The sequence below is a fragment of the Flavobacterium litorale genome (assembly GCF_019613795.1).
Classification (GTDB): Bacteria; Bacteroidota; Bacteroidia; order Flavobacteriales; family Flavobacteriaceae; genus Flavobacterium; species Flavobacterium litorale.
Genome location: NZ_CP080429.1, coordinates 173,730 through 196,946, shown reverse-complemented (window position 1 = coordinate 196,946; position 23,217 = coordinate 173,730). Strand labels below are relative to the sequence as shown.

Sequence of the window (23,217 nt, the reverse complement as noted above, 5' to 3'; positions counted from 1 at the left end):
GGATGACTATTGTTAAAAAAGCCGAGAACTACGTATTTAATTTATTCAAAGATAAACTATCTGTTAATTATATTTACCATAATTTTAATCATACTTTACGTGTTGTTAATGCTGCGGCATTAATAGCTACCGAAGAAAAAGTTGATGAAAGTGATAAAGAGGCATTACTTATTGCTGCTTGGTTTCACGATTCGGGGTATATAAATGGGCGCGAAAACCATGAGGAGGTTGGTGCTACTATTGCCAGCGAATTTTTATTGGAGCAAAATTACCCGCAAGATAGAATAGAATTGGTAGCTAGCCTTATACGGGCTACTAAAGTTGAGGTTGCGCCTAAAACGCCTCTTGAGAATATTATTAGGGATGCTGATTATTCTCATTTTGCCGATAAGAGTTATGCCAAATTTGCCGAGTTACTGCGTGAGGAATGGCGACTTAATGGCTATAAGGAGTTTACCGATGTAGAGTGGATTATTGAGAATAGGGATATTTTACTTTACAAACACAGGTACTACAGCCCGTATGCAAAAAAAGAGATGCAGCCTGAAAAGGATAAAAATATTGCACGACTACACAAAACCATAAAAAAATTAAAATCGGGTAAAAAAAAGGTTTCTAAAAATAAAATAAATAAAAAGAAGCTCGAAAAGTTAACCCGACCTGATAGGGGTATAGATACTATGTTTAGGGTAACCCTTAATAACCATACCCGCCTAAGTGATATTGCTGATAGTAAGGCTAATATAATGATATCGGTTAATGCTATTATTATATCGGTGTCCTTAACAACGCTAATACCAAAGTTGGACAGCCCTACCAATACCCACTTAATTATACCTACATTAATTTTAGTGTTATTTAGTGTGGTATCTATCATATTTGCCATATTGTCTACCCGACCTAAGGTTACTGAGGGTACGTTTACGCGCCAAGATATTAATAGCCGAAAAGTGAATTTGCTGTTTTTTGGTAATTTTTATAAAGTACCTCTTGGAGAGTATACCTGGGCGATGAATGAGATGATGAAGGATAGAAAGTACTTGTACGATTCGATGATTAAAGACCTTTACTTTTTAGGGCTTGTGCTTAATAAAAAGTACAAATTGCTCCGAGTTACGTACAACATTTTTATGATAGGTATTATTATTTCGGTAATTGCATTTATATATGCCTTTAGCCGTATATAGTTAAAATGTTATAATCATTCAGCTAAGTTTCGGTTTTAGCTTAATTCTCTCAGCAAATCATCATAACTATATGTTTTTTCGGGCATACTTTCGGTATTGTACACAATAGCAATACGCAGTGCTTTTAGCCCTGTAACACCCTGCAAATCTTCTACATCAAATTGTTCTACAACACTATCTACTAAATTTTTGTGCTGTAAGAATTGAATGTAGCGTCGGTACTCTGTTTCTTCCTGTTTTTGCGAATACACAATGGTAATTTTACCTTTCTCGGTAATACGTTTGTCCGTACCTTTAATATGCGATTTGTCAATCCGTTTCTTTACCACTTCATATCGGGCATTGTACGTACCATCTACATCAAAACGCTTTTCGTCCATTCTAAAACGTATGGATATAGGCGAACTAAATACTAATATTAATGATGTTACATCCAGTTGATAGGGTAATGCAGGATAGAGTTTGTAATACTCATTTTCCATTTCGCACATTACCTGTAGCTGCCACAATCGTAAATTGTTAAGGTATAACGGGCTGTATTGGTTTTTTGGTGCTATAGATGCCCCTATGTACAAATTATGCTCCACACCATCGGTTTTAAAACGCTCATAATAATGCGGGTAAAACTTTTGTGCCTCAACTTGCTTTTGGTCTAAAACTTCCGCTAAATGCTTATTAATTATCGAGAGTGCTTCATCAAAGTTCTTTCTGCTGTGGTACACCATATCTACTCTATGGTCTAGCGTTCTAAAGTAGTTGTCAATATGGTTGTGTATATCTTCGTTAACCGATTCAAAATGCTCAAGCATAGGGTGTATCTCGGTTTGGATGTAATTTTGTATCACCGCTTCAGAGTCAGCTTGCATTTCCGTTTTTATCTTAGTCTCCATATTTTCGAGCTCATAAATATGTTGCTCAATAAGTGGTAATTTTTCAAGATTGAAAATGTAGCGGAAAAGTGATAGCAATTTTTCTATTTGTTTAACAAGATCTTCTTCGGTAGATTGATTTCGCGCTGTAGATGAACCCTTCACGTCTATCTGCCCATAAAGCGGATAAATTTCTTTAAAAACAATCTCTTTGTAGGCGGAGTTTTTGTTTTCAGGTTCGTTAATGTGCCTTAATGCCTCTTCACGGAACTTCCAATATACGCTATTGTGTATGGCTGTATATTCCTTTTGGATAATAGCATCAATCTGGTTTTGCATTTCAGAGTAATATGTTTCTATCCTATCCGTTAAAAATGGTAGTATGTACGATAGTTTTTTGGCATTAATACTATTAAGCTCGCCTGCACGAGATGATACAAGCTCTATAATACCAATTAGTTTGTTGTTTTTAACTAGCGGTGCCAGTATACAACTCTTTATGTCTTGATCTAGCAAATGCTGAGCAAATTCGTTATCAGGATTTTCGCTACATGCTTTGCAATAATTTTCGGTATCTGATATTACAAAATATTTGTGGTCTTCAATGATTTTTTTTAACGATTGTCCGCAAAACACATCATTGCAGTTAATTTCAGATCTGTCTTTTAAAATATAACTATCTATTTTGTCAAAAAGGGGCAAATTAAAAGTGTTTTCTTCTAAATGGACTTCTGTAAACCCAATACGCAAATCGGGTATTTTATAAATCGACCTAAATATGTTTTCTTGTTTGGACTTATCACCTTCATCAAAATCTTCAGGTTTTAATAAACTCGTTTTTAAATTGGATATGGCACTCTCTGTAGTAGAGTCAAAAAGCGATACAATACCAAAGCCTTTTAAAACCCAGCTATCTTCAGGGAATTTTTCTTTCCATAACTCCAAATTATCAAAGTTGTCCATCAATAGCTTTATATCGTCCTCTGTAATTTCGTTATGGTTGTCTTTTGGCAGAATTTCAATAAAATCAGCATTATATAAAATTCGGTAATGTTTCATAATACCACTAGCATCAGGTATATCATAAAACAAAGGTCGGCTAAAATCAAAATGGTAACCGTAGTAGTTATTTAAAATTAAGCAACATGCCATTACATAAAACTCATGGTCGCTAAAATCACGAATGCTCATATCAAAATCAGTCCCCGCTTCATCTAAAATACTTTGTAACCTTTTGGTATAGTTAAAAGTAATGTTGTAAAAAGGAATTGCAACGGCCTTGATTTCGTTTTTACTAAGTGCGGTAGGGAATAAATCCGAAAGTAAGTCTTTTATCAAGTCCTCGTACTTATTAAGCTGGTTAGGGTCTTTAATACCTTCGCGTAACTCTGGGTAAGCCGCTGTACTATCTAACAGAGCTTTTGCATAGTCCGACTTATGCTTACTGCCAGACACAGCAATCTCCTCAAGTTGTTCCATCACTTTATGAAAGGAAATCTTTACTTCAAACGGACTGCTCTCAAAATGCTCAATGTTCATAATAAATACTACTTAGTAACTTACAAAAATACTAAAAAATATGCTTGCTGTTACTATGTCTTAACAATTGTTAACTAATTGTATATTAGGTTGTTTTAAGCTTAATCAATATTATGTACTTTTGCTCTGTTGCGAATGCTATGCAAATGAATGAACTAATACCTATAAAGTTTCCGCGAAATATAACACTTACCATAAAACGGGAAGACCTTTTGCACCCTCATATATCAGGCAATAAATTCAGAAAGTTAAAGTATAATATACTTGAGGCACAGCAACAAAATGCTACCCAATTACTCACTTTTGGCGGTGCTTACTCCAACCATATTGCAGCAACTGCTGCGGCAGGAAAAAAGTACGGTATAAAAACCATTGGAGTAATTAGGGGCGAAGAACTCAAAGGCAAAATAGATAACAACCCTACGTTACGTTTTGCCCAAAGCTGTGGTATGGAGTTCCATTTTGTAACACGTACCGCTTACCGAGATAAAACCAGTCCTGAATTTATAAACACCTTTACTACAATTTTTGGAGATTTTTACCTTGTGCCAGAGGGTGGTACCAACGCATTGGCTGTAAAAGGTTGCGAAGAAATACTTACCGAAACTGATGCTGAGTTTACCCATATAGCGTGCGCAGTAGGTACGGGAGGTACAATTTCAGGCATTATTAATACGGCACAATTGCACCAGCAAGTTCTCGGATTTCCAGCACTTAAAAATGCAGGATTATCGGCAGATATTGCTAAATTTGCGCAACAGGATAACTGGGCGTTAATTGAGGACTACCATTTTGGCGGTTATGCCAAAGTAAATGCAGAGCTAATTGGTTTTATAAACGATTTTTTAGATACAACAGGTATCCCTTTGGATCCTGTTTATACGGGAAAGATGGTTTTTGGCGTTATAGATTTGATTAACAAGAATTATTTTCCTGATAATGCGGCTATTCTGCTAATTCATACAGGAGGATTACAAGGAATTTCGGGAATGAATAAGGAGTTATGTAGGAAAAAACTCCCACAAATTAAAATCCAGAATACATGATAAAAAAGATTTTAGCACTTGCCGTTTTAAGTTTATTGGTTAGTTGCGGTTCATCATATACAAGCAGAAAAAAAGGAGGAAAATCTAAAATACGAACAACGCGTAACGTCAAAACACCTTCTAAACGCAACACATCGGTAACTAAAAATAAAAATGAGCGTAAAAAGCAACAATCAGAAGTACTAGAGTCAACATCCAAAACAGTAGTATATGCCGACGTTGTAAAACAGTACATATACGATTATAAAGATATAGCCAAAGATAATATGCGCAACCATGGTATTCCTGCCAGTATAACGTTGGCACAAGGAATATTAGAGTCGGGCGCGGGCAGAGGTACACTTTGTGTTAATGCCAATAACCATTTTGGTATTAAATGCCATAAAGGTTGGACGGGCGAAGCCGTATACCATGACGACGATGCTAAGGGAGAATGCTTTAGAAAGTACAATGACCCTGCCGAATCGTATAACGACCATTCACTATTCCTAACTACACGAGGTAGGTACGCATCGCTATTCAAACTCCGAAAAGACGATTATAAGGGATGGGCAAAAGGGTTAAAGGCAGCAGGGTATGCTACCGATCCTAAATACCCAAATAAATTAATATCTATTATAGAACGTTACGGGCTTGACCAGTACGATGCTGAGGTTTTAGGGAAACGCCATGAACCCAGAAAGGATGATGATAACGATAATGGGGATGTAGAAGTAACTGAAGAAAAAGTACCCAGAAATTCGTATAAAGTACAAAAAGGCGACACGTTGTACTCCATATCAAAAAAACATAACGTTAGCGTAGATGAACTAAAGCAAATGAATAACCTAACTAGCAATGCCCTTTCGATAGGTCAGATTTTAAAAGTAAAGTAAAATGTTATACCAAAGAAGCAGCCAACTTTTTGCCGAAGCAATTAAAGTAATACCAGGTGGTGTAAACTCGCCCGTTCGTGCCTTTAAAGCAGTAGGAGGTACACCCGTTTTTATAAAAGAAGCCAAAGGGGCTTACCTGTACGATGAAGACGATAACCGCTTAATAGATTATATTAACTCGTGGGGACCAATGATATTGGGGCATGCCTACGAGCCTGTAGTGGATGCCGTTATAGAACGTGCTAAAAAAGGAACATCGTTTGGTACACCAACAGCACTAGAAACTAAAATTGCGGCACTGGCTGTTAATATGGTGCCCAACATAGATAAGATACGTTTTGTAAACTCAGGTACCGAAGCCTGTATGAGTGCTATACGCTTAGCGCGAGGCTATACCAAGCGCGATAAGATAATTAAGTTTGCGGGTTGCTATCACGGGCATTCCGATTCGTTTTTAATACAAGCGGGTAGTGGTGCCGTTACTTTTGGTACACCCAATAGCCCTGGCGTTACACAAGGTACAGCACAAGATACCTTGTTGGCTAATTATAATGATTTAGATAATGTTGCAGCACTATTTAAGGCAAACCCTAACGGTATAGCAGCAATTATTATAGAGCCTGTTGCTGGAAATATGGGATGCATTCCGCCTGCCGAAGGCTTCCTAAAAGGATTACGCCAACTTTGTGATGCCAATGGTACATTATTAATTTTTGATGAGGTAATGACGGGGTTTCGCTTGGCAAAAGGTGGAACGCAAGAGTTGTTTGATGTAAAAGCCGATATTGTAACTTTTGGTAAAGTAATAGGCGGCGGATTGCCTGTAGGGGCTTTTGCAGGGCGTAACGAAATTATGGATTACTTAGCACCATTGGGTTCTGTATATCAGGCAGGCACACTATCGGGCAACCCGTTAGCAATGGCTGCTGGTTTTGAGATGCTTAAAGCCCTTAACGACGATATTACGGTATACGAACGCCTAGCACAAAAAACAGCGTATTTGGAGCAAGGAATCCGCGAAAAGCTAAATGCTGCCAACGTAGTATACACTATAAACAGAATAGGGTCGATGATATCGGTGCATTTTGACGCCACCCCTGTAACCGATTTTAAAACGGCTGCTAATGGCGATAATGCAACCTTTAAAAAGTTTTTTCACGGACTTTTAGAAGAAGGTGTTTACATTGCCCCATCGGCATACGAAACTTGGTTTATAACCGATGCCCTTACGTATGACGATCTCGATTATACCATACAAGCCGTAGGTAAAGTAGCTAAAACACTATAAATAAAAAAAGCTCCCAATTTGGGAGCTTTTTTATGTATCAAAAACTATTCTTAGTGCGTAAGCTGTTGTAAAAGTGCAGTGTTTTTGCTTAGCTTTTCCGCTTGATCTGCTGTTAATGTTGCATTAAGCTTAGCTTCCATAACCTCTGCAAGAATGTCTTTACGCTCTTGGCTAAAGTTTGGTGTAGCTAAATCACGGTGCTTATATTCGAATAATCCTAAGAAAGCTTGTTTTTGGTTATCATCTAACTGAACGAAATCTGATAGTGCCTTAAGGTCTTTTTGAGCAGCTTTTTGTATAGCTACTTTCTCTACATTTTGCTGTTTTACAGCAGTAGTAGCATTTCTTTGCTGTGCATTGGCACTATAGCCAAGCGCAAGCATAATGGTAACAATAGCAATTATTTTTTTCATGATAAACTAAGTTTTGTTTAGTGTTTATAAATTCAAAGCTAATTAAATTTTAAAACTACACAAAACTTTAACATTAAAAAATTAGTCTCTATCGTGCTTTTTAAGTTTTTTACCTCTTTTTGTTAGTTTTTTTTGTCTTTCCCTTTCTAATTCTTCAAATTTCTCAAACTGTTCTTCGTTTAAAATATTCTTCATAGCAGCTTTCATGGCAATTTTTTCGTCAAGCATTTTGCTTCTCATTGCAAAACGCTCTTCGCTAGTACGTTGTGCTTCAGCTTCTTTTTCTACTTTTCGCTTTTCCATCATCTTTTCACGCTCTATACTCTTGGTTGTAAGGAGCTGTTTTATTTCACCCTGCTGTTTTTTGTTAAGGTCAAGTTCAAGCGTCAATTTCTTTACTTGTAATTCAACTCTTTGTTCAGGAGTTAATCGTTCTCCTCTTTCATGTTCTCTTTTCTGTGCTGTTGCAGTTAAACCTAGTATCATAACTGCTGCTAAAATCCACGCCTTCATAGTAATATTATTTAAAGTTTATACTTGTTAAGACAGTAAACAAAACATAAGGTTTAATTCTGCCACATAAATATTTTTTTAAAGCCCAATTATGTGGTATTTTTGCACTGTGAAAAAAGCTGTATTCATAGTTGCACTCTTACTGTTATTAAAACCAGTGTTACCTGTGTTTGATTACATTTTTAATTATGATTATATAGCGCAAGAACTTTGTGAGAACAAAGCAAAGCCAGAGTTACAGTGTAATGGTAAATGTCATTTAATGAAAGAGCTTGCCAAAGCTGCTGAAGACGAACAACCATTATCAGAAAAAAAAGTAGTACATCAAGAAAGAGAAATACTTTTTTGCCAAGCTGTAGTTCCTTTTTCATTCCGTAATTATACGGGTAACATTACTAATAAAGAATTCACATTATACAATAATCTGTATTCGCACCTTGTTGTTACTTCGGTGTTTCATCCTCCAGTTTTTATTTCTTAAACGTACCTGATTATTCCTTTTTGTGTCGAATCTAAATACTACGATTCCGATGCTTACTGCTATGGTCTAATCAAAAAAACATTCCCCCTAAATATCAATATATAGTATAGTGGTACATAAACTATACTGTGCTAGTGTGCGCAACAATTGCGTTTAAAAACGAATTAAAAATATTATAATAAAAACAAAGATGAAATTCCAATATATAAAATATGCTGCACTGTCAGCAATAGCCCTATTTACCGTATCGTGTAGTAGTGACGACGATAGTAACCAAGAAGTAATAGAAGGTACTGTTGGCGAGGTAGAACTTTTTTTTGATAATGGCGTAGCAGGAGATGCTTTGGTGTTAGGAAGTACTTACGCTAACTCCAATGAAGAAAATCTTACCATAAATCGTTTAAACTATATAGTAAGCAACTTTATACTTATTGATGCCGATGGTAAAGAGGTTGTTTACCCTAAAGAGGAGAGTTATTTTATTATTAACCAAGAAGATGGATTAAATACAATTCATTTAAAAAATGTTCCTGCAGGCGATTATACTGCTATAAAGTTTGGTATTGGTGTAGATCAGCAACGTTACTTACAGGGCGAAACAGCACAGCAAAGTTTTTGGGATTTGGCAGCAGCTAACAACCTAACGTGGACTTGGAGTACAGGTTACCGTTTTATTACTTTTGAGGGCGAATTTACGGCTCAAGGGGTAATAACACCAACCCCTTTTAGGGTACACCAAGGTAGCAATACGGCAACGGATAATTACAGAGAAGTTACTTTGAGTTTGCCATCTACAGCAAGAGTAAGAGAAAACCAAGTACCCTCTATACACTTAGTGGCAGATGTTAATGTATTGCTTGATGGTGATACTAAAGTAGTATTGCATAACAATATGAATAATGCGGGCACTAGTGCAGACATTATGGGAGGCGAACACCTTATAGAGATTGCCGAAAACTCTAAAAAAATGTTTACAGTACACCATGTGCACAATGCCTCTGGGCATACACACGAATAGTATTTTGCTATAACCAAGCCTACCCAGACGGGTAGGCTTTTAATTTGTAACACATTATGAAAAAAATTAGCTTCGTCGCATTTGCGGCACTACTACTGGTGTCCTGTAGTGATAACGATACCAATTATACTGCTACGCCAGACACTAAAATGGATTTTAACGTGCCGGCTAACTTTCCTGCTCCTGAGCAAGACATTACCCTAAACCCGCCAACCGAAGCGGGCTTTGAATTGGGTAGAAAATTATTTTACGATGCACGCCTTTCGGCAGATAATACAATATCCTGTGCTTTTTGCCACGAACAATCATCGGCATTTACCCATCACGGTCATACCTTTAGCCATGGTATTTACAATCAAGAAGGTACACGTAATGCACCTGCTGTTCAAAACATGGCATTTCAGTCCGAATATTTTTACGATGGCGCATCCAACAGTATCGAGATGCTCTCCATTGTACCCATACACAACCCCGTTGAGATGGATGAAACATTGGAAAGTATTGCCGAAAAACTAAAACAAGATGCGGACTATGTACAACAGTTTGACCGTGCTTTTGACGGAACCGAAATTACATCGGGTAAAATACTTAAAGCATTAGGGCAGTTTATGACGATGATGATTTCTGCCAATTCCCGTTACGATAAATACATTCGTAATGAAACAGGAGGCACATTAACCGCACAAGAAACACAAGGGTTGAGTTTGTTTCAGCAGAAATGTGCATCATGCCACAATACCGATATATTTACAGATAATACCTTTCGTAATAATGGTTTACCACCAAACCCCAATTTAAACGATTTGGGGCGCGAAGTTGTAACGGGTTTTGCTACAGACAGGTATAAGTTTAAAGTCCCTAGTTTGCGTAATGTAGCGCTTACAGCACCCTACATGCACGATGGTCGTTTTGGCTCGTTAGAGTCGGTATTGAATTTCTATGCTACTGGTGTATCAGATTCTGAAACCTTAGACCCTTTATTGCACAATGGCGATACCTTAGGCATACCGCTTACGCAAGAAGAAAAGGAGGCCATTATTGCTTTCCTGAAAACACTAACAGACGAGGAGTTTATAACAAATCCGCTATTTTACCATCAAACCTAGTACATCATGAAAAAGTATATAGTATTATTCGTTGCGCTAGTGGCACAACAAATGTTTTCTCATACGCCACCACCCAATTTTAGAGGATATCTTGACCGATTTGACGATTGCGATGCTTGTGGCTGTTCTGCTAGTGGCGGAGGTATGGGGTTTAGCTCCATGCTTAACCAAAACTTTGTAGGGGTACGCTATTTTTATCAAAGCTATACAAGCCAAGACGGTATTTTTAACGATTCGCCTTATATAGACGAGAACTTTAATACCGTACAACTTTGGGCACGCATACCTGTCTTTAAAAATTTCCAAATATCGGCATTAGTACCGTATCACTCCCATAACAGAGCGCTTACTACAGGCTACCAAGCGATAGATGGTTTGGGCGATATTACCGTATTGGGTTTATACACCATATACCAAACCCAAAAAGATTCCGCTAGGTACAGCCACACACTACAGGCGGGTGGAGGCGTAAAAATGCCAACAGGCGAATACCATACTGCCAATAACGGAAGTGTAAACCCAAGTTTTCAGGTAGGTACTGGTAGTTGGGATTATTTACTGGCTGCCGAATACGTTGTTAAGCATAACAAGCTAGGGCTTAATGCTATGGTAAACTACAGTATTAAAACTGAAAATGACGATGAGTACCAATTTGGTAATCAATTTAATTATGCAAGTACGTTATTTTATGTAATAGAGCAACCAAAATACACCCTTGTGCCACAACTTGGTTTAGCAGGCGAAAGCTACGCTGCTAATAAGCAATTTGGTGAAGAGTTACCCGATACCGAAGGCGATATACTGTTTGGTAAAGCAGGTATAGAGGCAGGCTATAAAGGATTCTCTGCGGGTATTAATGCCATGCTGCCCATCAATCAAAACTTAGTTGGCGGCAGGGTAGAGGCAAACTATAGGTGGTCCATCAACTTAAATTACAGTTTATAATTATTGTCACTATTCCAGTAAGTTATTTCCACAATTGTTAAATAACGAATTGGAATAGTGGTTTTAACAGTAGTTGTTTTTTAATTGGTGCTACTGTACGCTAATATTTTATAGATTTGCTCCTCATGCTATAAAAGAAAATTTATGAAAATTACTACCCTCTTGCTATTGCTTTGCACCGTTTTTGCTGTTAAAACTATAGCGCAAACACCCTTAACAAAAAGCGGAACAGTACATATATGTTTTAAAGACGCTCAATACCCTACTACTACCGAGTTTCAGTCCTTTTTACAAGAAAACAATTTCGTTCTGGAAAAAGGTATTAAATTATCTGAAGAACAATTTGAGTATTTAAAACAACAAGTTCAAAAAAATACAGGAAGCAGTGCATCGGTAGAAAAACTAAACCGTATTTACAGTATTGCACTTCCGTATCAAAATAAAGAGGCACTTAACCAACTTTATAGCGACTTATCGTTGTTTAATGGTGTAGCATACTTTGTTAAACCGCTTAATACAGCACCGCTACCACCTGCCGATATTCCTCCAGCAACACCGAGTTATTTTCTTTCGCAAGGTTATATACAAGCCGACCCTGGTGTAAATATGCAATATGCATGGGATTTAGGCTATGCTGGAGCAGGTATTAACTTAAAAGACGTTGAGTATGGTGTAAATACAAATCATGAAGAGTTTAATGAAACCAATACAGCTATAGCGGCAGGCATGACGATTAGTAATGAAGTACCACTCGTTTTTACAGAGCATGGTACGGCAGCTATAGGCGTTGCTTATGCCAATAACGGAACATATGGTGTTTCGGGTATGGCGTACGAGCTTAATGAAGCTATTTTGTACCCTGAGTGGACACAAGAAGGGGGGTATAACCGAGTTACTGCTGTTACGCAAGCTATTAATACTGCTGTTGCAGGCGATGTTATTATGTACGAATTACAAGTGTCTGTCTTGACAAACAGTGATTTTGTGCCTGCTGAATATGACCAAGTAATATGGGATTTGACTAGGGCAGCTACCGATGCAGGGATTGTAATTGTTGCGGCGGCTGGAAACGGCAGCCAAAATTTAGACTCGTTTGATTTTATAGAATACATGAACCGAGGCGATAGCGGTGCTATTATAGTGGGTGCAGGAACACCTAATACCAACCATGATAGGATTGGTTTTAGCACATATGGTAGTAGGGTAGATGTACAAGGTTGGGGACAAAATGTTGTAACTACAGGTTATGGCGACCTTTATGCCATAGGTAACGATTTTAACCAATACTATACCTCGTTTTCGGGTACAAGTTCGGCAACGCCAATAATAGCCTCGTGTGCAGCGGTTTTACAATCGTATTTTAACCAACAAAGCGGTGGCGGTTATCTGACCAGTCAGCAAATCAGAACGGTTTTAAAAGAAACGGGTATTGCACAAGGTACCGCAACAGTAGTAGAGAATATAGGTCCTATCCCCAATATGGAGGCAGCTATCGATTATATTAACAATAATTTGTTGTATAATCAGGGCTATGTAATCAATCAAAATGAGTTACGTTTATTTCCTAACCCTTCCACCGAAACAATTACGGTAGCATTAGAAAATAGTACAGGTAATTTTGAGATTACTATTTTCAATGCATTGGGGCAGATTGTACATCAGGATGCTACGTTTTCTGGTAGAAAAGAAATTAATATTACAGATGTAGATAGAGGAATTTACTTTTTAGAACTTAAAAATGGTAACCAAAGCTATTTAAAAAAGTTTATTAAAAAATAAAGGGCTCTTATAGTGTAATACACAAACAACAAAGGCTACCTAATTTGGTAGCCTTTAGCATCTAAATTATTTTGTAGTTATACCATGTGTATTTCCAATGCATCGTCAGTTTTTACAACTTTGGCAATACCATGCCCAGTTAAGGTTTTTAGGGTTTTATCCCATTTTTTGTTACTCAATTTAGCTTCTTCTTTAATTTGTGCTAAAGGCGCAACGTTATGCGTTTTAATAATTTCGAGTAGTGCTTTTGCTTCATCGTCCAGCTCTACTTGCTTCTTTTCAGGGCGCATCTGCGGGAAAAATAATACTTCTTGTATGGATTGGTTGTTGGTTAAAAACATAATTAACCTATCCATGCCAATACCAAGCCCCGATGTTGGTGGCATACCATACTCTAGCGCACGTAAAAAGTCGTTATCAATAAATTGCCCTGCTTCATCATCACCACGTTCGCTTAGTTTCAATTGTGCTTCAAAACGTTGCCTTTGGTCTATAGGGTCGTTTAGCTCGCTATAGGCGTTTGCTATCTCTTTACCACATACCATAAGTTCAAAACGTTCTGTAAGTTCAGGGTTATCCCTGTGCTCTTTACAAAGCGGACTCATCTCTTTAGGATAATCAGTAATAAAAGTAGGCTGTATAAAATTGCCTTCGCACTTTTCGCCAAATATTTCATCAATTAGCTTGCCTTTACCCATAGTATCATCTACTTCGATACCCATGCCTTTGGCAGCTTCAAAAATTTCTTCTTCTGTTTTACCCGTAATATCAAAACCTGTAAATTGCTTAATAGCATCGGTCATGGTAACCCGTGCGTACGGTGCTTTAAAATCTACAGTATGCTCGCCAAAGGTAGCTTGTGTAGTGCCATTAACGGCTGTTGCGCAATGCTCAAGCAAGTTTTCGGTAAACTCCATCATCCAATTGTAATCCTTATAGGCTACATATATTTCCATAGCCGTAAACTCAGGATTATGAGTTCTGTCCATACCCTCATTGCGGAAGTTTTTCGAAAACTCGTAAACCCCATCAAAACCACCTACTATAAGCCTTTTTAAGTATAGCTCGTTGGCAATACGCATGTACAAAGGTATATCTAGTGAGTTATGGTGCGTTACAAAAGGTCGTGCAGCAGCACCACCCGCTATAGGCTGTAGTATGGGTGTTTCCACCTCAAAATAGCCTTTATCATTAAAAAAGTTACGCATTGCTGCAAATAACTTGGTGCGTTTTACAAAAACGTCTTTAACCTCTGGGTTTACAACAAGGTCTACATAACGCATGCGGTAGCGCAATTCGGCATCAGTAAAACCATCGTATACATTACCATCAGCATCTTTTTTAGGCAATGGTAGTGGGCGTAATGTTTTGCTTAGTACCGTAAAATCGGTTACGCGTACCGATTTTTCGCCTACCTGTGTAGTAAAAAGTTTACCTGCTACACCTATAAAGTCACCAAGGTCAAGCAATTTTTTAAAAACCTCGTTATATTTAGTTTTGTCTTCGCCAGTACATATCTCATCACGATTTATGTATAACTGAATGCGTCCTTCACTATCTTGCAATTCAGCAAAAGAAGCTTTACCCTGTATTCTAACCGACATCAGGCGTCCTGCAACAATAACCTTCTTACCTTCAACATAATCATTCTTTACCTGTTTACTTGTATGGTTTACAGGAAAAAGGTTAGCGGGATACGGATTTATGCCGAGTTTTCTCAGCGCATCCAGTTTTTCTCTACGAATGATTTCTTGTTCTGAAAGCTGCATAATTAATAATGATTTTTAAGCTCGCAAAGATAGTGAATATTAACCAATAAGCAATTAGTATTAGGGGTTGTTAAGTATGGTTGTACAATATACTGCTACCTAAAAGTTTTGTAATTTAGCCATTTAATGTTAAGTAGTAATATTATGAATAAAAGTATAGAGCTTTTTGATTTGGGTGAAGTGGATTATAAGGAAACGTGGGATACTCAGGAGAGGCTTTTTAAAGAGATTCTTGATCTTAAAATAAAAAATAGGAGAGAAAATACAAACCTCGAAACACCTAACTATTTTCTATACGTAGCGCATCCACACGTTTATACCTTGGGTAAAAGTGGTGATTTGAGTAATTTACTTCTTAATGAGAAGCAACTTGCTGATAAAGGGGCTACGTTTTATAAAATAAATAGAGGGGGAGATATTACATATCATGGTCCTGGGCAAATAGTAGGATACCCAATTTTAGATTTAGAGAATTTTTTTACTGATATACATAAATACTTACGACTGTTGGAAGAGGCTATTATACGTACCATGGCTGAGTATGGGCTTACCGCTACCCGTAGTGACGGCGAAACAGGCGTTTGGTTGGATGTGGGTACACCTTTTGCACGTAAAATATGTGCTATGGGCGTTAGGGCTTCAAGATGGGTTACCATGCATGGCTTTGCGTTTAACGTAAATGCTAATTTAGGCTATTTTGATAATATTATACCTTGCGGTATAAAAGACAAAGGAGTAACATCGTTAAATGTAGAACTTGGTGTTGAAACCGTAGATGAAACGGAAGTGAAAGAAAAAATCGCAAAACATTTTGCTACACTTTTTGAGGCTACTGTTCTAAAGGGCGAAGCCTTACCTGTAGTGTAGATAATTAAATATTCTGGATGTATTCAAAATCCAATGTTAGTTGTTCAGGTAATAACCTAAACGATTTACGGTGGTACTTAGTAACCCCGTATTTACGTATAGCATCTCGATGTTCCCTAGTGGGGTAGCCTTTATTTTTTTTCCAATTATACATAGGGAATTCCTCATGTATTTTTTCCATATAAGCATCCCTGTACGTTTTTGCCAGTACGGATGCTGCAGCAATACTCATGTATTTACTATCGCCTTTTACAATACAACTGTACGGAATATCGTTAATAGGTTTGAAACGATTACCATCTACAATAATATAGGAAGGTTTAGGAGTTAATTTAATAACACACTCCTGCATTGCCTTTATAGATGCATTTAGTATGTTAATTTCGTCTATTATTTTCGGCTCGATATTTGTTACATAATAAGATACTGCTTGCTGCTCTATAATTGGTCGTAACAAGTTACGTATGCCTTTATTTAGAAGTTTAGAGTCGTTAAGTAGTGTTATATCAAAATCTCTCTCTAGTATAACCGCCGCCGCTGTAACAGGACCAGCAAGGCAACCTCTACCTGCTTCGTCAGTGCCCGTTTCATAGTAAATTCCTGAATGATTTGACAATAATTTCAAAACCAATTGATTTATAATTGTCATGCAAATGTATATATCGTGTGGTAAAATAAAAAATTAACACATGTAGAATGATTTTAATTTATATTTTTGCTAATGTTTTTTTAGAAAAAAATCATTAAATGAAATTTTAAGAATAAAAATGCTATTAACTATATAATTAATTAAGAAATGAAAAAAAATACTGTAAAGCTTTTTGTTTTGGCTTTGACGCTGGGAAGCAGTATGATTGCTTTTGGTCAAACAGCCGAAGAAAAAGCAGCAATTGTAAAAAACTATGATCTGCAAAAAAATGAAGAGTTATATCAAAGAATAAAGGCCAAGGAAGATGCTAGCTACAAACGAGCATTGGAACTTGCCGAACTGAAAGGGTGGGCTTTAAAAAAGGAAACCAAAGATGGGTATACTTCTATACTTGTAGGCGTTGATGATAATGACCAGCCTATATATATAATGCCATACAATGCTGGCGCCGCAACTACTGCACGTGTTAACACTATAAATTCAGGTGGGCTTTTTGGTCTTAACCTTAACGGTCAAGGTATGGTTTTAGGCATATGGGAGCCAGGTCGTGTAAGAACATCACACATTGATTTGGCTGGAGCTGTTACTGTAATGGATGGTGCTACCTTTAATGGAGATAATACTGACAATGGGCATGCTACACACGTATCAGGGACAATGATTGGTAGGGGTAACAACCCAAGTGCCAGAGGGCTTGCGTACCAAGCAACTCTATTAGCGCACGATTCGTTTAGTGACCTTTCAGAGGCTTTAGCAAGAGCAAATAATGGTTTGTTGGTATCTAATCACTCGTATGGTGTAGATTTTGACATTCAACCCGAGTGGAAAAAAGGAGCTTATGATGTTGCTGCTGCTGCTTGGGACGAAATGTTGTTCCAAGTACCTTACTATCTTCCTGTATTTGCTGCAGGTAATGATAGAACTGGTGAAGAGAATAATATAATAGTAGGAGATGGTAATGCAAAAAACCTTGTAACGGTTGCTGCAACTTTGGAAGTGCCAATATATACAGGTCCAAGTTCAGTGCAAATGTCATCGTTTAGTAGTTATGGTCCTACAGACGATTTTAGAATTAAGCCAGATATAGGTACTAAAGGCGTAGGTGTCTTTTCGTGCTATTCGCAAGATAATAGTGATTATGCCACTTTACAAGGTACATCTATGGCTGCTCCAGGTGTAGCAGCGTCACTTATTTTAATGCAACAACATTACAATGAGCTTAATGGTGGATTTATGCTTGCTGCAACTTTAAAAGGGTTGATGATACATACTGCTGATGAAGCTGGTATAGCTCCAGGTCCAGATCATCGTTTTGGTTGGGGTTTAATAAACGCAGCTGCTGCAACCCAGCTTATCACTGCTGATAATGCAGCTACTACAGCCTTAATAGACGAGAGAGTTATGAACCAGAGTGCTGTATACACTAGAGATATTACCGCAGGTCCTACAGGTTCTTTAAAGGCAACTATTTCTTGGAGAGAACCTGAGGGTAACATAAACAATGGTATAGAAGATCCTACTGCACCAGTTTTAGTGAACGACTTAGATATCCGAATTACTAGAGATGGAGAAACTTTTTTCCCATGGAAGCTTAATAATGCTTTAAATGCGGTTAAAGAGGATAATACTGTTGATAATGTTGAGGTTGTTGAAATTCTTAACCCTGTGCATGGAGGTATGTATACGGTAACAGTTACGCACAAAGGAAATCTTAGAAACTTTACTCCTCAAAACTACTCACTAATTATAAGTGGAGCTAATGATTTAAACAGTGTTTCTAACAAAGAAGTTTCTAAGTTTGGAATTTACCCTAACCCTGCACAAGATATTCTTAACATAACCCTTGATAATTCACTTTCGGGTTCAAATACTCATGCTATCTTGTACGATATACAAGGTAGAATGGTTAGAGATTTCGGTGCTGCTAAAACAAATCTAGATGTTTCAGGAGTTGGATCAGGAGTTTACCTATTAACTGTTAATGTTAATAACGGCGCTTACACTGAGTCTAAAAAGGTAATAATAAAGTAATAGATTAGAAATATACCTTTCTTCAAAATAAATTTTTCTATACGCAACCTTTCTTAATAATTTGTATCTATTTAAAACAAAGGCTTTAGATTTCATAATAGTTTAGGTCTCTGATTTAACATTATTATTCCGAAGTAATATTTGTTTTATTAATAAATTATTAAGAAGTTTGCGTTTAACTAACTCAAATTAATAAAGTATGAGATCGAAGTTTACTTGGATTATGACGCTATTATTAGCGTTTTCATTTGGTTTCTCTTTTGCACAGGAGAAAACCGTAACAGGTACAGTGTCCGACGAAGTTGGACCGTTGCCAGGAGCAAGTGTTCTTGTTAAAGGTACACAGCGTAGTGTGCAGACAGATATTGATGGTAAATATTCCATTAATGTTAACAAAGGTGAGGTTTTGGAATTCTCTTTTGTGAGTTTTCAAACGCAAACAGTAACTGTTGGGGACTCTAATACTATAGATATCATTCTTGGTACTAAAGTCTTAGACAACGTTATTATTGACCAGTACAGAAGCATTTCAAAACGTGAAACGGCTGCGGCAATAACCACACTTTCTGTTGAAGAGGTTGAGGATAGAGCTAACCCTTCAGTTATTCAAAATCTTCAAGGTCAAGTAGCAGGTCTAAATATCGCTACAGGATCAGGTCAGCCAGGTGCCGATAGTACAATAATCCTAAGAGGGGTTGGTTCTATTAACGGTAACGTTGAGCCATTATTTATTGTTGATGGTATTCCTGTTGATGAAGATGGATTCAGAAGTATTAGCCAAAATGATATTGCTTCCTACAGTATCCTAAAGGATGCTGCTGCAACGTCAATTTATGGTAACAGAGGTGCTGCTGGTGTAATTGTAATAACAACAAAAAGAGGTAAGTATAATCAAAAACTTCAGTTTAGATATACTACTCAATTTGGTTATAGTGAGTTGCAGAACCTTAATATGGAGTTAATGAACTCTAGAGAGTTGCTACAATTCCAAAAAGATAACGGCGGAGGTTTTGGTGCTACTTTAAGTGATGCTGAGCTTGCAGCTAGAGCTGCTCAAACAAATACTTACTGGACGGATATATTTTTTAGAAGAGGTGTTACTAAATCTCACGATTTAGCAATTACTTCTGGTTCAGAAAATACCAATAACTTTACCTCGTTTAGCTACTTTGAGCAAGATGGTACTTTTATAAATACTAACTTCAAGCGTTTTACTGTTAGAAATAACTTTAATGGTAGATCAAGCGATGGTAAGTTCAATTATGGTTTAAATCTTAATATTAACTTCTCCAGATCTAACGGTATCGATGGTGCTGGTAGTAATGCCATATTCTTTGCACCGTTTGGAGCAGCACTTAGAGGTCTTCCTTATCTTTCTCCTTACGATCCAGATGGTAGTATCACAACTACTGGTGGTTTAACACCTGGAGATGGAGATGCAATTACTCCAGATACAGTTCCATACGTACTGCTTAACTCTGCAAATATGAATACAGACAGAGAAGATGAGTTGAAGATATTAGCAGGTTTTAATGCTAGTTACAACTTTATGGACAATGTTACTGCATCGATACAATTGGGTGCTGATTACTCACATTTTCAAACATTAGAGATACTTCATCCATTAAGCCTTTTAGGTCCTTTTCAAGTAGATCCAAATGCAGACTTTGGTGGTATTCAAAATGAAGGTTCTACAAGAGATTTCAGATTTAACTCTATCACAAGTCTTAACTATAATAATACATTTGCTGAAAAACATACAATTGACGCCTCTGTATTTGTAGAGTACAATAAAATGCACCTTGATGGTTTGAGCTACGTGCAAACAGGTATTGATCCAAGGCTTGTAGGTATTGGTGATGGTTTTGTTGATTCAGGAATATTCGAAGATTTAGATAATAACCCTAATACACCAGATACACAGCCATATATACCAGGTGTAGGTTCCAATAAGCTTTCAGAAGGATTGTTCTCTTATTTTGCTAATGCGGATTACGACTATGATGGAAGATTTGGTGTTTCTGCAACAGTTAGGCGTGATGCTTCATTCAGATTCGTAGATGATAATCAATGGGGTACATTCTGGTCAGTAGGTGGTCGTTGGAATTTAGATAGCGAGTCTTTTATGAGTGGTTCTGCTTTCAACATGCTTAAACTTAGAGGTTCTTATGGTACCTCTGGTAACCAGCGTATTAATAATGCTCAGTATTCAGTACTTAATGGCTACCGTAATCTATATAATGCTGGTAGCGGTTACAATGGAACTAATGCTACATTCCCTTCGCAAATTGCTAATGGAGACTTACGTTGGGAAACTACAGAGCAAACTAACTTAGGTGTTGACTTTGGTGTTTGGCAAAATAAATTAACAGGTAGTTTTGATGTTTATAGAAAACTTACTACAGACCTTTTCCAGAGTACGCCAATATCTCCTATAAATGCGAGTTCATCTTTACCTACTAATATCGGTGCAATGGAGAATGAAGGTTTTGAGTTAAGTTTGAGATATGTTATATATGATAAAGCTGACTGGAGAATTGAAGTAAATGGTAATACATCATACAACAGAAATAATATTAGAGATTTGCCAGAAGCTTTTGAAGGCATTGTTACTGGAGGCGGTTCTACAGCAACAATCGAAGGTTCTCCAATAGGAGTATTCTATTTGGTGGAGTACGCAGGTGTTAACCCATCTAATGGTAATGCATTATTCCGTACAATCGACGGAGGTCTTACTGAAGAGCTTACTGATGCTGATAGAGTAGATACTGGTAAATCAATTTATCCAGTATGGCAAGGTGGTTTTGGTACAGCCGTAAGCTACAAAGGTTTTGAATTTAATACGCAATGGAGCTACTTTGCAGACCTTTACAGAAATAACCTTGATTATGCAGGGCTTGAGGATACTAGTGCGCTTGATTTAAACTCTAATAGAGTTACTAGTACTGCTACAGTATGGCAAAACCCTGGAGATATTACAAGTGTACCACGTATTGGTAGCCCATATGGTAGTGTAGATTACATTAACACTTCAGATAGATACTTAGAGGATGCATCTTTCCTTAGATTAAGAAACATCCAGTTTGGATACTCTTTTAGTAAAGATTTGTTAGAAGATCTTCCTATTACAGGTTTACGATTCTTTGTACAAGGAGAGAACCTTGTAACTTTCAGTTCTTGGAGAGGTTGGGATGCTGAAGGAGGCTTTAGAACTACAGATAGAGGTAACTACCCAACACCTAAGATATATACATTTGGTGCTGTTATTAATTTCTAAAAAATTGACTATGAAAAAAATATTTAAATTTAGCTTATTTGCTTTATTCTTAGGATTCGCATCCTGTGACGATGCTATAGACATTGTTCAGGCTAACGAATTAGATGAAGAAGGAGCATATCAATCCGTAGAGGATTTACAAACGGGATTAAATGGAGTTTATGCGTCTTACGTTCCTGATGCAGGAAGTAATGGTACAGGTGATTTAATATTGTTTAATGAACTTTTTACAGATGGTATAAAAAGAGGTATGGATAGTAGCGGACAAGGTAATCAAGAGTATTCTTTTACCTTACAACCTGGTACACAATTTGCGAACACTCTGTGGTCTAACAGATACGCACTTATCAATTATGCAAACAGACTCTTAAGAGCTTGGGACAGAATATTCCCAACGCTTGAAAGTGAAGCAGACATTGAAAGAGCAAACCAAATTAAAGCACAAACACTAGCTTTAAGAGGTATGGCACATTTTGAATTACTGCAATACTTTACACCTGAATATCAAAATCCAAATTCTCCTTCAGTGATAATTATGGACTTTGTTCCTGAAATTACAGATACCTTCCCAAGAAATACAGCTGGTGAAGTTTTCGAATTCATTAACAATGATCTTGAAGAAGCTGCTAATCTTATTGGAGATTTCTATTTGAGAGAAACAGTTACAAATTATGAGGCGTATTATATTAATGAGAGAGTTATCAAAGCATTCCAAGCTCGTGTGGCTTTATGCCAAGGTAACTATGCACTTGCAGGTACTTACGTAGATGCGGTAGGTGCAGATGACTATTATACATTGTCTACACCTCCTAATGAAGTGGTCAATCCTACAGATCCAGGAACGTATCAACGTATGTATACTGAAGATCTTACTACTAATGAAAATATATGGACACTTGCAAGGAAAGACGGTGATAATGGCGTTGTAGCTTTATTTTACGCCAATGGTGCTGGTATAGACGGAAGCCCTTTCTTCGAGTTATCTTATGATTTATTTGAGTTTTATGATCTTGATGGCGATGGGAATACCGACTTGACGGATGTTCGACTTCGAGTTCTCTTAGAAGGAACTTCCGAAGTAGATAATGGTATACTTTTGATTGGAAAATATCAAGGTGGTGCTTTTGGACAAAATATTAATGATATTAAAATTGTTAGATGGGCTGAAATGTTACTTATCCGAGCCGAAGTACAAGCTCGTGCAGGTCAGCTTACAGATGCGGCAAATACATTACGAGATCTCCGTCAAAGTAGAATTGTGATAACTAGCCCTCCAGTAAACCCTACTATAATATCTTTTGATACTACTAATGAGGCATTGAGATACATATTGGACGAGAGAAGAAGAGAACTTGCCTTTGAAGGACATAGATACATAGACCTTAAGCGACTTGGTGCTGAATTAGGAATAGGTATAGATCGTGATACACGTGATTGTGCTTCTTTCTCTGCACCATGTGGTTTACCAGCAGGGGATTTTAGATTTACATTACCAATCCCTAGAAATGAAATTAATGCTAACCCTGGTATAGAACAAAACCCTGGTTACTAAAAAAATAGATAAA

The 23,217-nt window shown here is 37.2% G+C and carries 18 protein-coding genes; 13 read left to right on the top strand and 5 right to left on the bottom strand.

The annotated features are described in order from the left end of the window. Positions 1-2 precede the first annotated feature (2 nt). Positions 3-1,187 (top strand): Pycsar system effector family protein, encoded by a 1,185-nt coding sequence (locus tag K1I41_RS00920; RefSeq protein ID WP_220640816.1) that lies wholly within the window; start codon positions 3-5, stop codon positions 1,185-1,187. 35 nt (positions 1,188-1,222) lie between these two features. On the opposite strand, the gene K1I41_RS00915 is transcribed toward K1I41_RS00920, so the two are convergent. After that, a complete protein-coding gene (locus tag K1I41_RS00915) occupies positions 1,223-3,595 on the bottom strand; it encodes a GAF domain-containing protein (RefSeq protein WP_220640815.1) in 2,373 nt (790 codons plus the stop codon). A 146-nt stretch (positions 3,596-3,741) separates the two neighbouring features. Between K1I41_RS00915 and K1I41_RS00910 the strand changes: the two genes are divergently transcribed. Genes K1I41_RS00910 through hemL form a run of 3 tightly spaced genes read left to right on the top strand, consistent with a single transcriptional unit; the run spans position 3,742 to position 6,804 of the window. Then, the gene (locus K1I41_RS00910; protein ID WP_220640814.1) at positions 3,742-4,641 is read left to right on the top strand and encodes a 1-aminocyclopropane-1-carboxylate deaminase/D-cysteine desulfhydrase; all 900 of its coding nucleotides are present in this window, start codon (positions 3,742-3,744) and stop codon (positions 4,639-4,641) included. Further along, positions 4,638-5,516 carry a glucosaminidase domain-containing protein gene (locus K1I41_RS00905; RefSeq protein ID WP_220640813.1) on the top strand — a complete coding sequence of 293 codons (879 nt, stop codon included), beginning with the start codon at positions 4,638-4,640 and terminating at the stop codon, positions 5,514-5,516. Before K1I41_RS00910 ends, K1I41_RS00905 begins: the two co-directional genes overlap by 4 nt. 1 nt (position 5,517) lies before the next feature. Continuing rightward, positions 5,518-6,804 carry a glutamate-1-semialdehyde 2,1-aminomutase gene (gene hemL / locus K1I41_RS00900; protein ID WP_220640812.1) on the top strand — a complete coding sequence of 429 codons (1,287 nt, stop codon included), beginning with the start codon at positions 5,518-5,520 and terminating at the stop codon, positions 6,802-6,804. Positions 6,805-6,854: 50 nt separating this feature from the next. Here hemL and K1I41_RS00895 read toward each other — a convergent pair whose 3' ends face one another. Together K1I41_RS00895 and K1I41_RS00890 are read right to left on the bottom strand one after the other, a co-directional pair. Continuing rightward, complete coding sequence (locus K1I41_RS00895; RefSeq protein ID WP_220640811.1) at positions 6,855-7,217, bottom strand: hypothetical protein; 363 nt, start codon at positions 7,215-7,217, stop codon at positions 6,855-6,857. A gap of 81 nt (positions 7,218-7,298) precedes the next feature. Beyond that, positions 7,299-7,730, bottom strand: coding sequence for a DUF4890 domain-containing protein (locus K1I41_RS00890; protein WP_220640810.1), 432 nt, complete (start codon positions 7,728-7,730; stop codon positions 7,299-7,301). Positions 7,731-7,896: 166 nt separating this feature from the next. Between K1I41_RS00890 and K1I41_RS00885 the strand changes: the two genes are divergently transcribed. The 5 genes from K1I41_RS00885 to K1I41_RS00865 all read left to right on the top strand — a co-directional run bounded on the left by K1I41_RS00885 (position 7,897) and on the right by K1I41_RS00865 (position 13,059). Next, positions 7,897-8,211 (top strand): hypothetical protein, encoded by a 315-nt coding sequence (locus tag K1I41_RS00885; protein ID WP_255566948.1) that lies wholly within the window; start codon positions 7,897-7,899, stop codon positions 8,209-8,211. A gap of 190 nt (positions 8,212-8,401) precedes the next feature. Next, a complete protein-coding gene (locus K1I41_RS00880; protein WP_220640809.1) occupies positions 8,402-9,229 on the top strand; it encodes an MbnP family protein in 828 nt (275 codons plus the stop codon). A gap of 56 nt (positions 9,230-9,285) precedes the next feature. Further along, a complete protein-coding gene (locus K1I41_RS00875; RefSeq protein ID WP_220640808.1) occupies positions 9,286-10,335 on the top strand; it encodes a cytochrome-c peroxidase in 1,050 nt (349 codons plus the stop codon). 6 nt (positions 10,336-10,341) lie between these two features. Beyond that, the gene (locus K1I41_RS00870; RefSeq protein ID WP_220640807.1) at positions 10,342-11,280 is read left to right on the top strand and encodes a transporter family protein; all 939 of its coding nucleotides are present in this window, start codon (positions 10,342-10,344) and stop codon (positions 11,278-11,280) included. Positions 11,281-11,424: 144 nt separating this feature from the next. Next, positions 11,425-13,059, top strand: coding sequence for a S8 family peptidase (locus K1I41_RS00865; RefSeq protein ID WP_220640806.1), 1,635 nt, complete (start codon positions 11,425-11,427; stop codon positions 13,057-13,059). A gap of 77 nt (positions 13,060-13,136) precedes the next feature. On the opposite strand, the gene lysS is transcribed toward K1I41_RS00865, so the two are convergent. Further along, entirely contained in the window at positions 13,137-14,828 is a 1,692-nt protein-coding gene (gene lysS, locus K1I41_RS00860) for a lysine--tRNA ligase (RefSeq protein ID WP_220640805.1), read from the bottom strand. Between the two features lie 144 nt (positions 14,829-14,972). Here lysS and lipB point away from each other — a divergent pair, with 144 nt between their 5' ends. Continuing rightward, entirely contained in the window at positions 14,973-15,695 is a 723-nt protein-coding gene (lipB, locus tag K1I41_RS00855) for a lipoyl(octanoyl) transferase LipB (RefSeq protein ID WP_220640804.1), read from the top strand. A 4-nt stretch (positions 15,696-15,699) separates the two neighbouring features. On the opposite strand, the gene rnhB is transcribed toward lipB, so the two are convergent. Further along, positions 15,700-16,320, bottom strand: a complete 621-nt coding sequence (gene rnhB / locus K1I41_RS00850; RefSeq protein WP_255566947.1) for a ribonuclease HII — start codon at positions 16,318-16,320, stop codon at positions 15,700-15,702. 171 nt (positions 16,321-16,491) lie between these two features. Between rnhB and K1I41_RS00845 the strand changes: the two genes are divergently transcribed. The 3 genes from K1I41_RS00845 to K1I41_RS00835 all read left to right on the top strand — a co-directional run bounded on the left by K1I41_RS00845 (position 16,492) and on the right by K1I41_RS00835 (position 23,204). After that, positions 16,492-18,375 carry a S8 family serine peptidase gene (locus K1I41_RS00845; RefSeq protein WP_220640802.1) on the top strand — a complete coding sequence of 628 codons (1,884 nt, stop codon included), beginning with the start codon at positions 16,492-16,494 and terminating at the stop codon, positions 18,373-18,375. Positions 18,376-18,574: 199 nt separating this feature from the next. Next, positions 18,575-21,652: a SusC/RagA family TonB-linked outer membrane protein gene (locus K1I41_RS00840; protein ID WP_220640801.1), complete on the top strand. Its 3,078-nt coding sequence runs from the start codon at positions 18,575-18,577 to the stop codon at positions 21,650-21,652. 10 nt (positions 21,653-21,662) lie between these two features. Further along, positions 21,663-23,204: a RagB/SusD family nutrient uptake outer membrane protein gene (locus tag K1I41_RS00835; protein WP_220640800.1), complete on the top strand. Its 1,542-nt coding sequence runs from the start codon at positions 21,663-21,665 to the stop codon at positions 23,202-23,204. The last annotated feature ends 13 nt before the right edge of the window (positions 23,205-23,217 follow it).

Bases quoted from the DNA above. Each gene is read 5' to 3' on its own strand.
- K1I41_RS00920 (WP_220640816.1), top strand. From the start codon at position 3: ATGACTATTGTTAAAAAAGCCGAGAACTACGTATTTAATTTATTCAAA.
- K1I41_RS00915 (WP_220640815.1), bottom strand. From the start codon at position 3,595: ATGAACATTGAGCATTTTGAGAGCAGTCCGTTTGAAGTAAAGATTTCC.
- K1I41_RS00910 (WP_220640814.1), top strand. From the start codon at position 3,742: ATGAATGAACTAATACCTATAAAGTTTCCGCGAAATATAACACTTACC.
- K1I41_RS00905 (WP_220640813.1), top strand. From the start codon at position 4,638: ATGATAAAAAAGATTTTAGCACTTGCCGTTTTAAGTTTATTGGTTAGT.
- hemL (WP_220640812.1), top strand. From the start codon at position 5,518: ATGTTATACCAAAGAAGCAGCCAACTTTTTGCCGAAGCAATTAAAGTA.
- K1I41_RS00895 (WP_220640811.1), bottom strand. From the start codon at position 7,217: ATGAAAAAAATAATTGCTATTGTTACCATTATGCTTGCGCTTGGCTAT.
- K1I41_RS00890 (WP_220640810.1), bottom strand. From the start codon at position 7,730: ATGAAGGCGTGGATTTTAGCAGCAGTTATGATACTAGGTTTAACTGCA.
- K1I41_RS00880 (WP_220640809.1), top strand. From the start codon at position 8,402: ATGAAATTCCAATATATAAAATATGCTGCACTGTCAGCAATAGCCCTA.
- K1I41_RS00875 (WP_220640808.1), top strand. From the start codon at position 9,286: ATGAAAAAAATTAGCTTCGTCGCATTTGCGGCACTACTACTGGTGTCC.
- K1I41_RS00870 (WP_220640807.1), top strand. From the start codon at position 10,342: ATGAAAAAGTATATAGTATTATTCGTTGCGCTAGTGGCACAACAAATG.
- K1I41_RS00865 (WP_220640806.1), top strand. From the start codon at position 11,425: ATGAAAATTACTACCCTCTTGCTATTGCTTTGCACCGTTTTTGCTGTT.
- lysS (WP_220640805.1), bottom strand. From the start codon at position 14,828: ATGCAGCTTTCAGAACAAGAAATCATTCGTAGAGAAAAACTGGATGCG.
- lipB (WP_220640804.1), top strand. From the start codon at position 14,973: ATGAATAAAAGTATAGAGCTTTTTGATTTGGGTGAAGTGGATTATAAG.
- K1I41_RS00845 (WP_220640802.1), top strand. From the start codon at position 16,492: ATGAAAAAAAATACTGTAAAGCTTTTTGTTTTGGCTTTGACGCTGGGA.
- K1I41_RS00840 (WP_220640801.1), top strand. From the start codon at position 18,575: ATGAGATCGAAGTTTACTTGGATTATGACGCTATTATTAGCGTTTTCA.
- K1I41_RS00835 (WP_220640800.1), top strand. From the start codon at position 21,663: ATGAAAAAAATATTTAAATTTAGCTTATTTGCTTTATTCTTAGGATTC.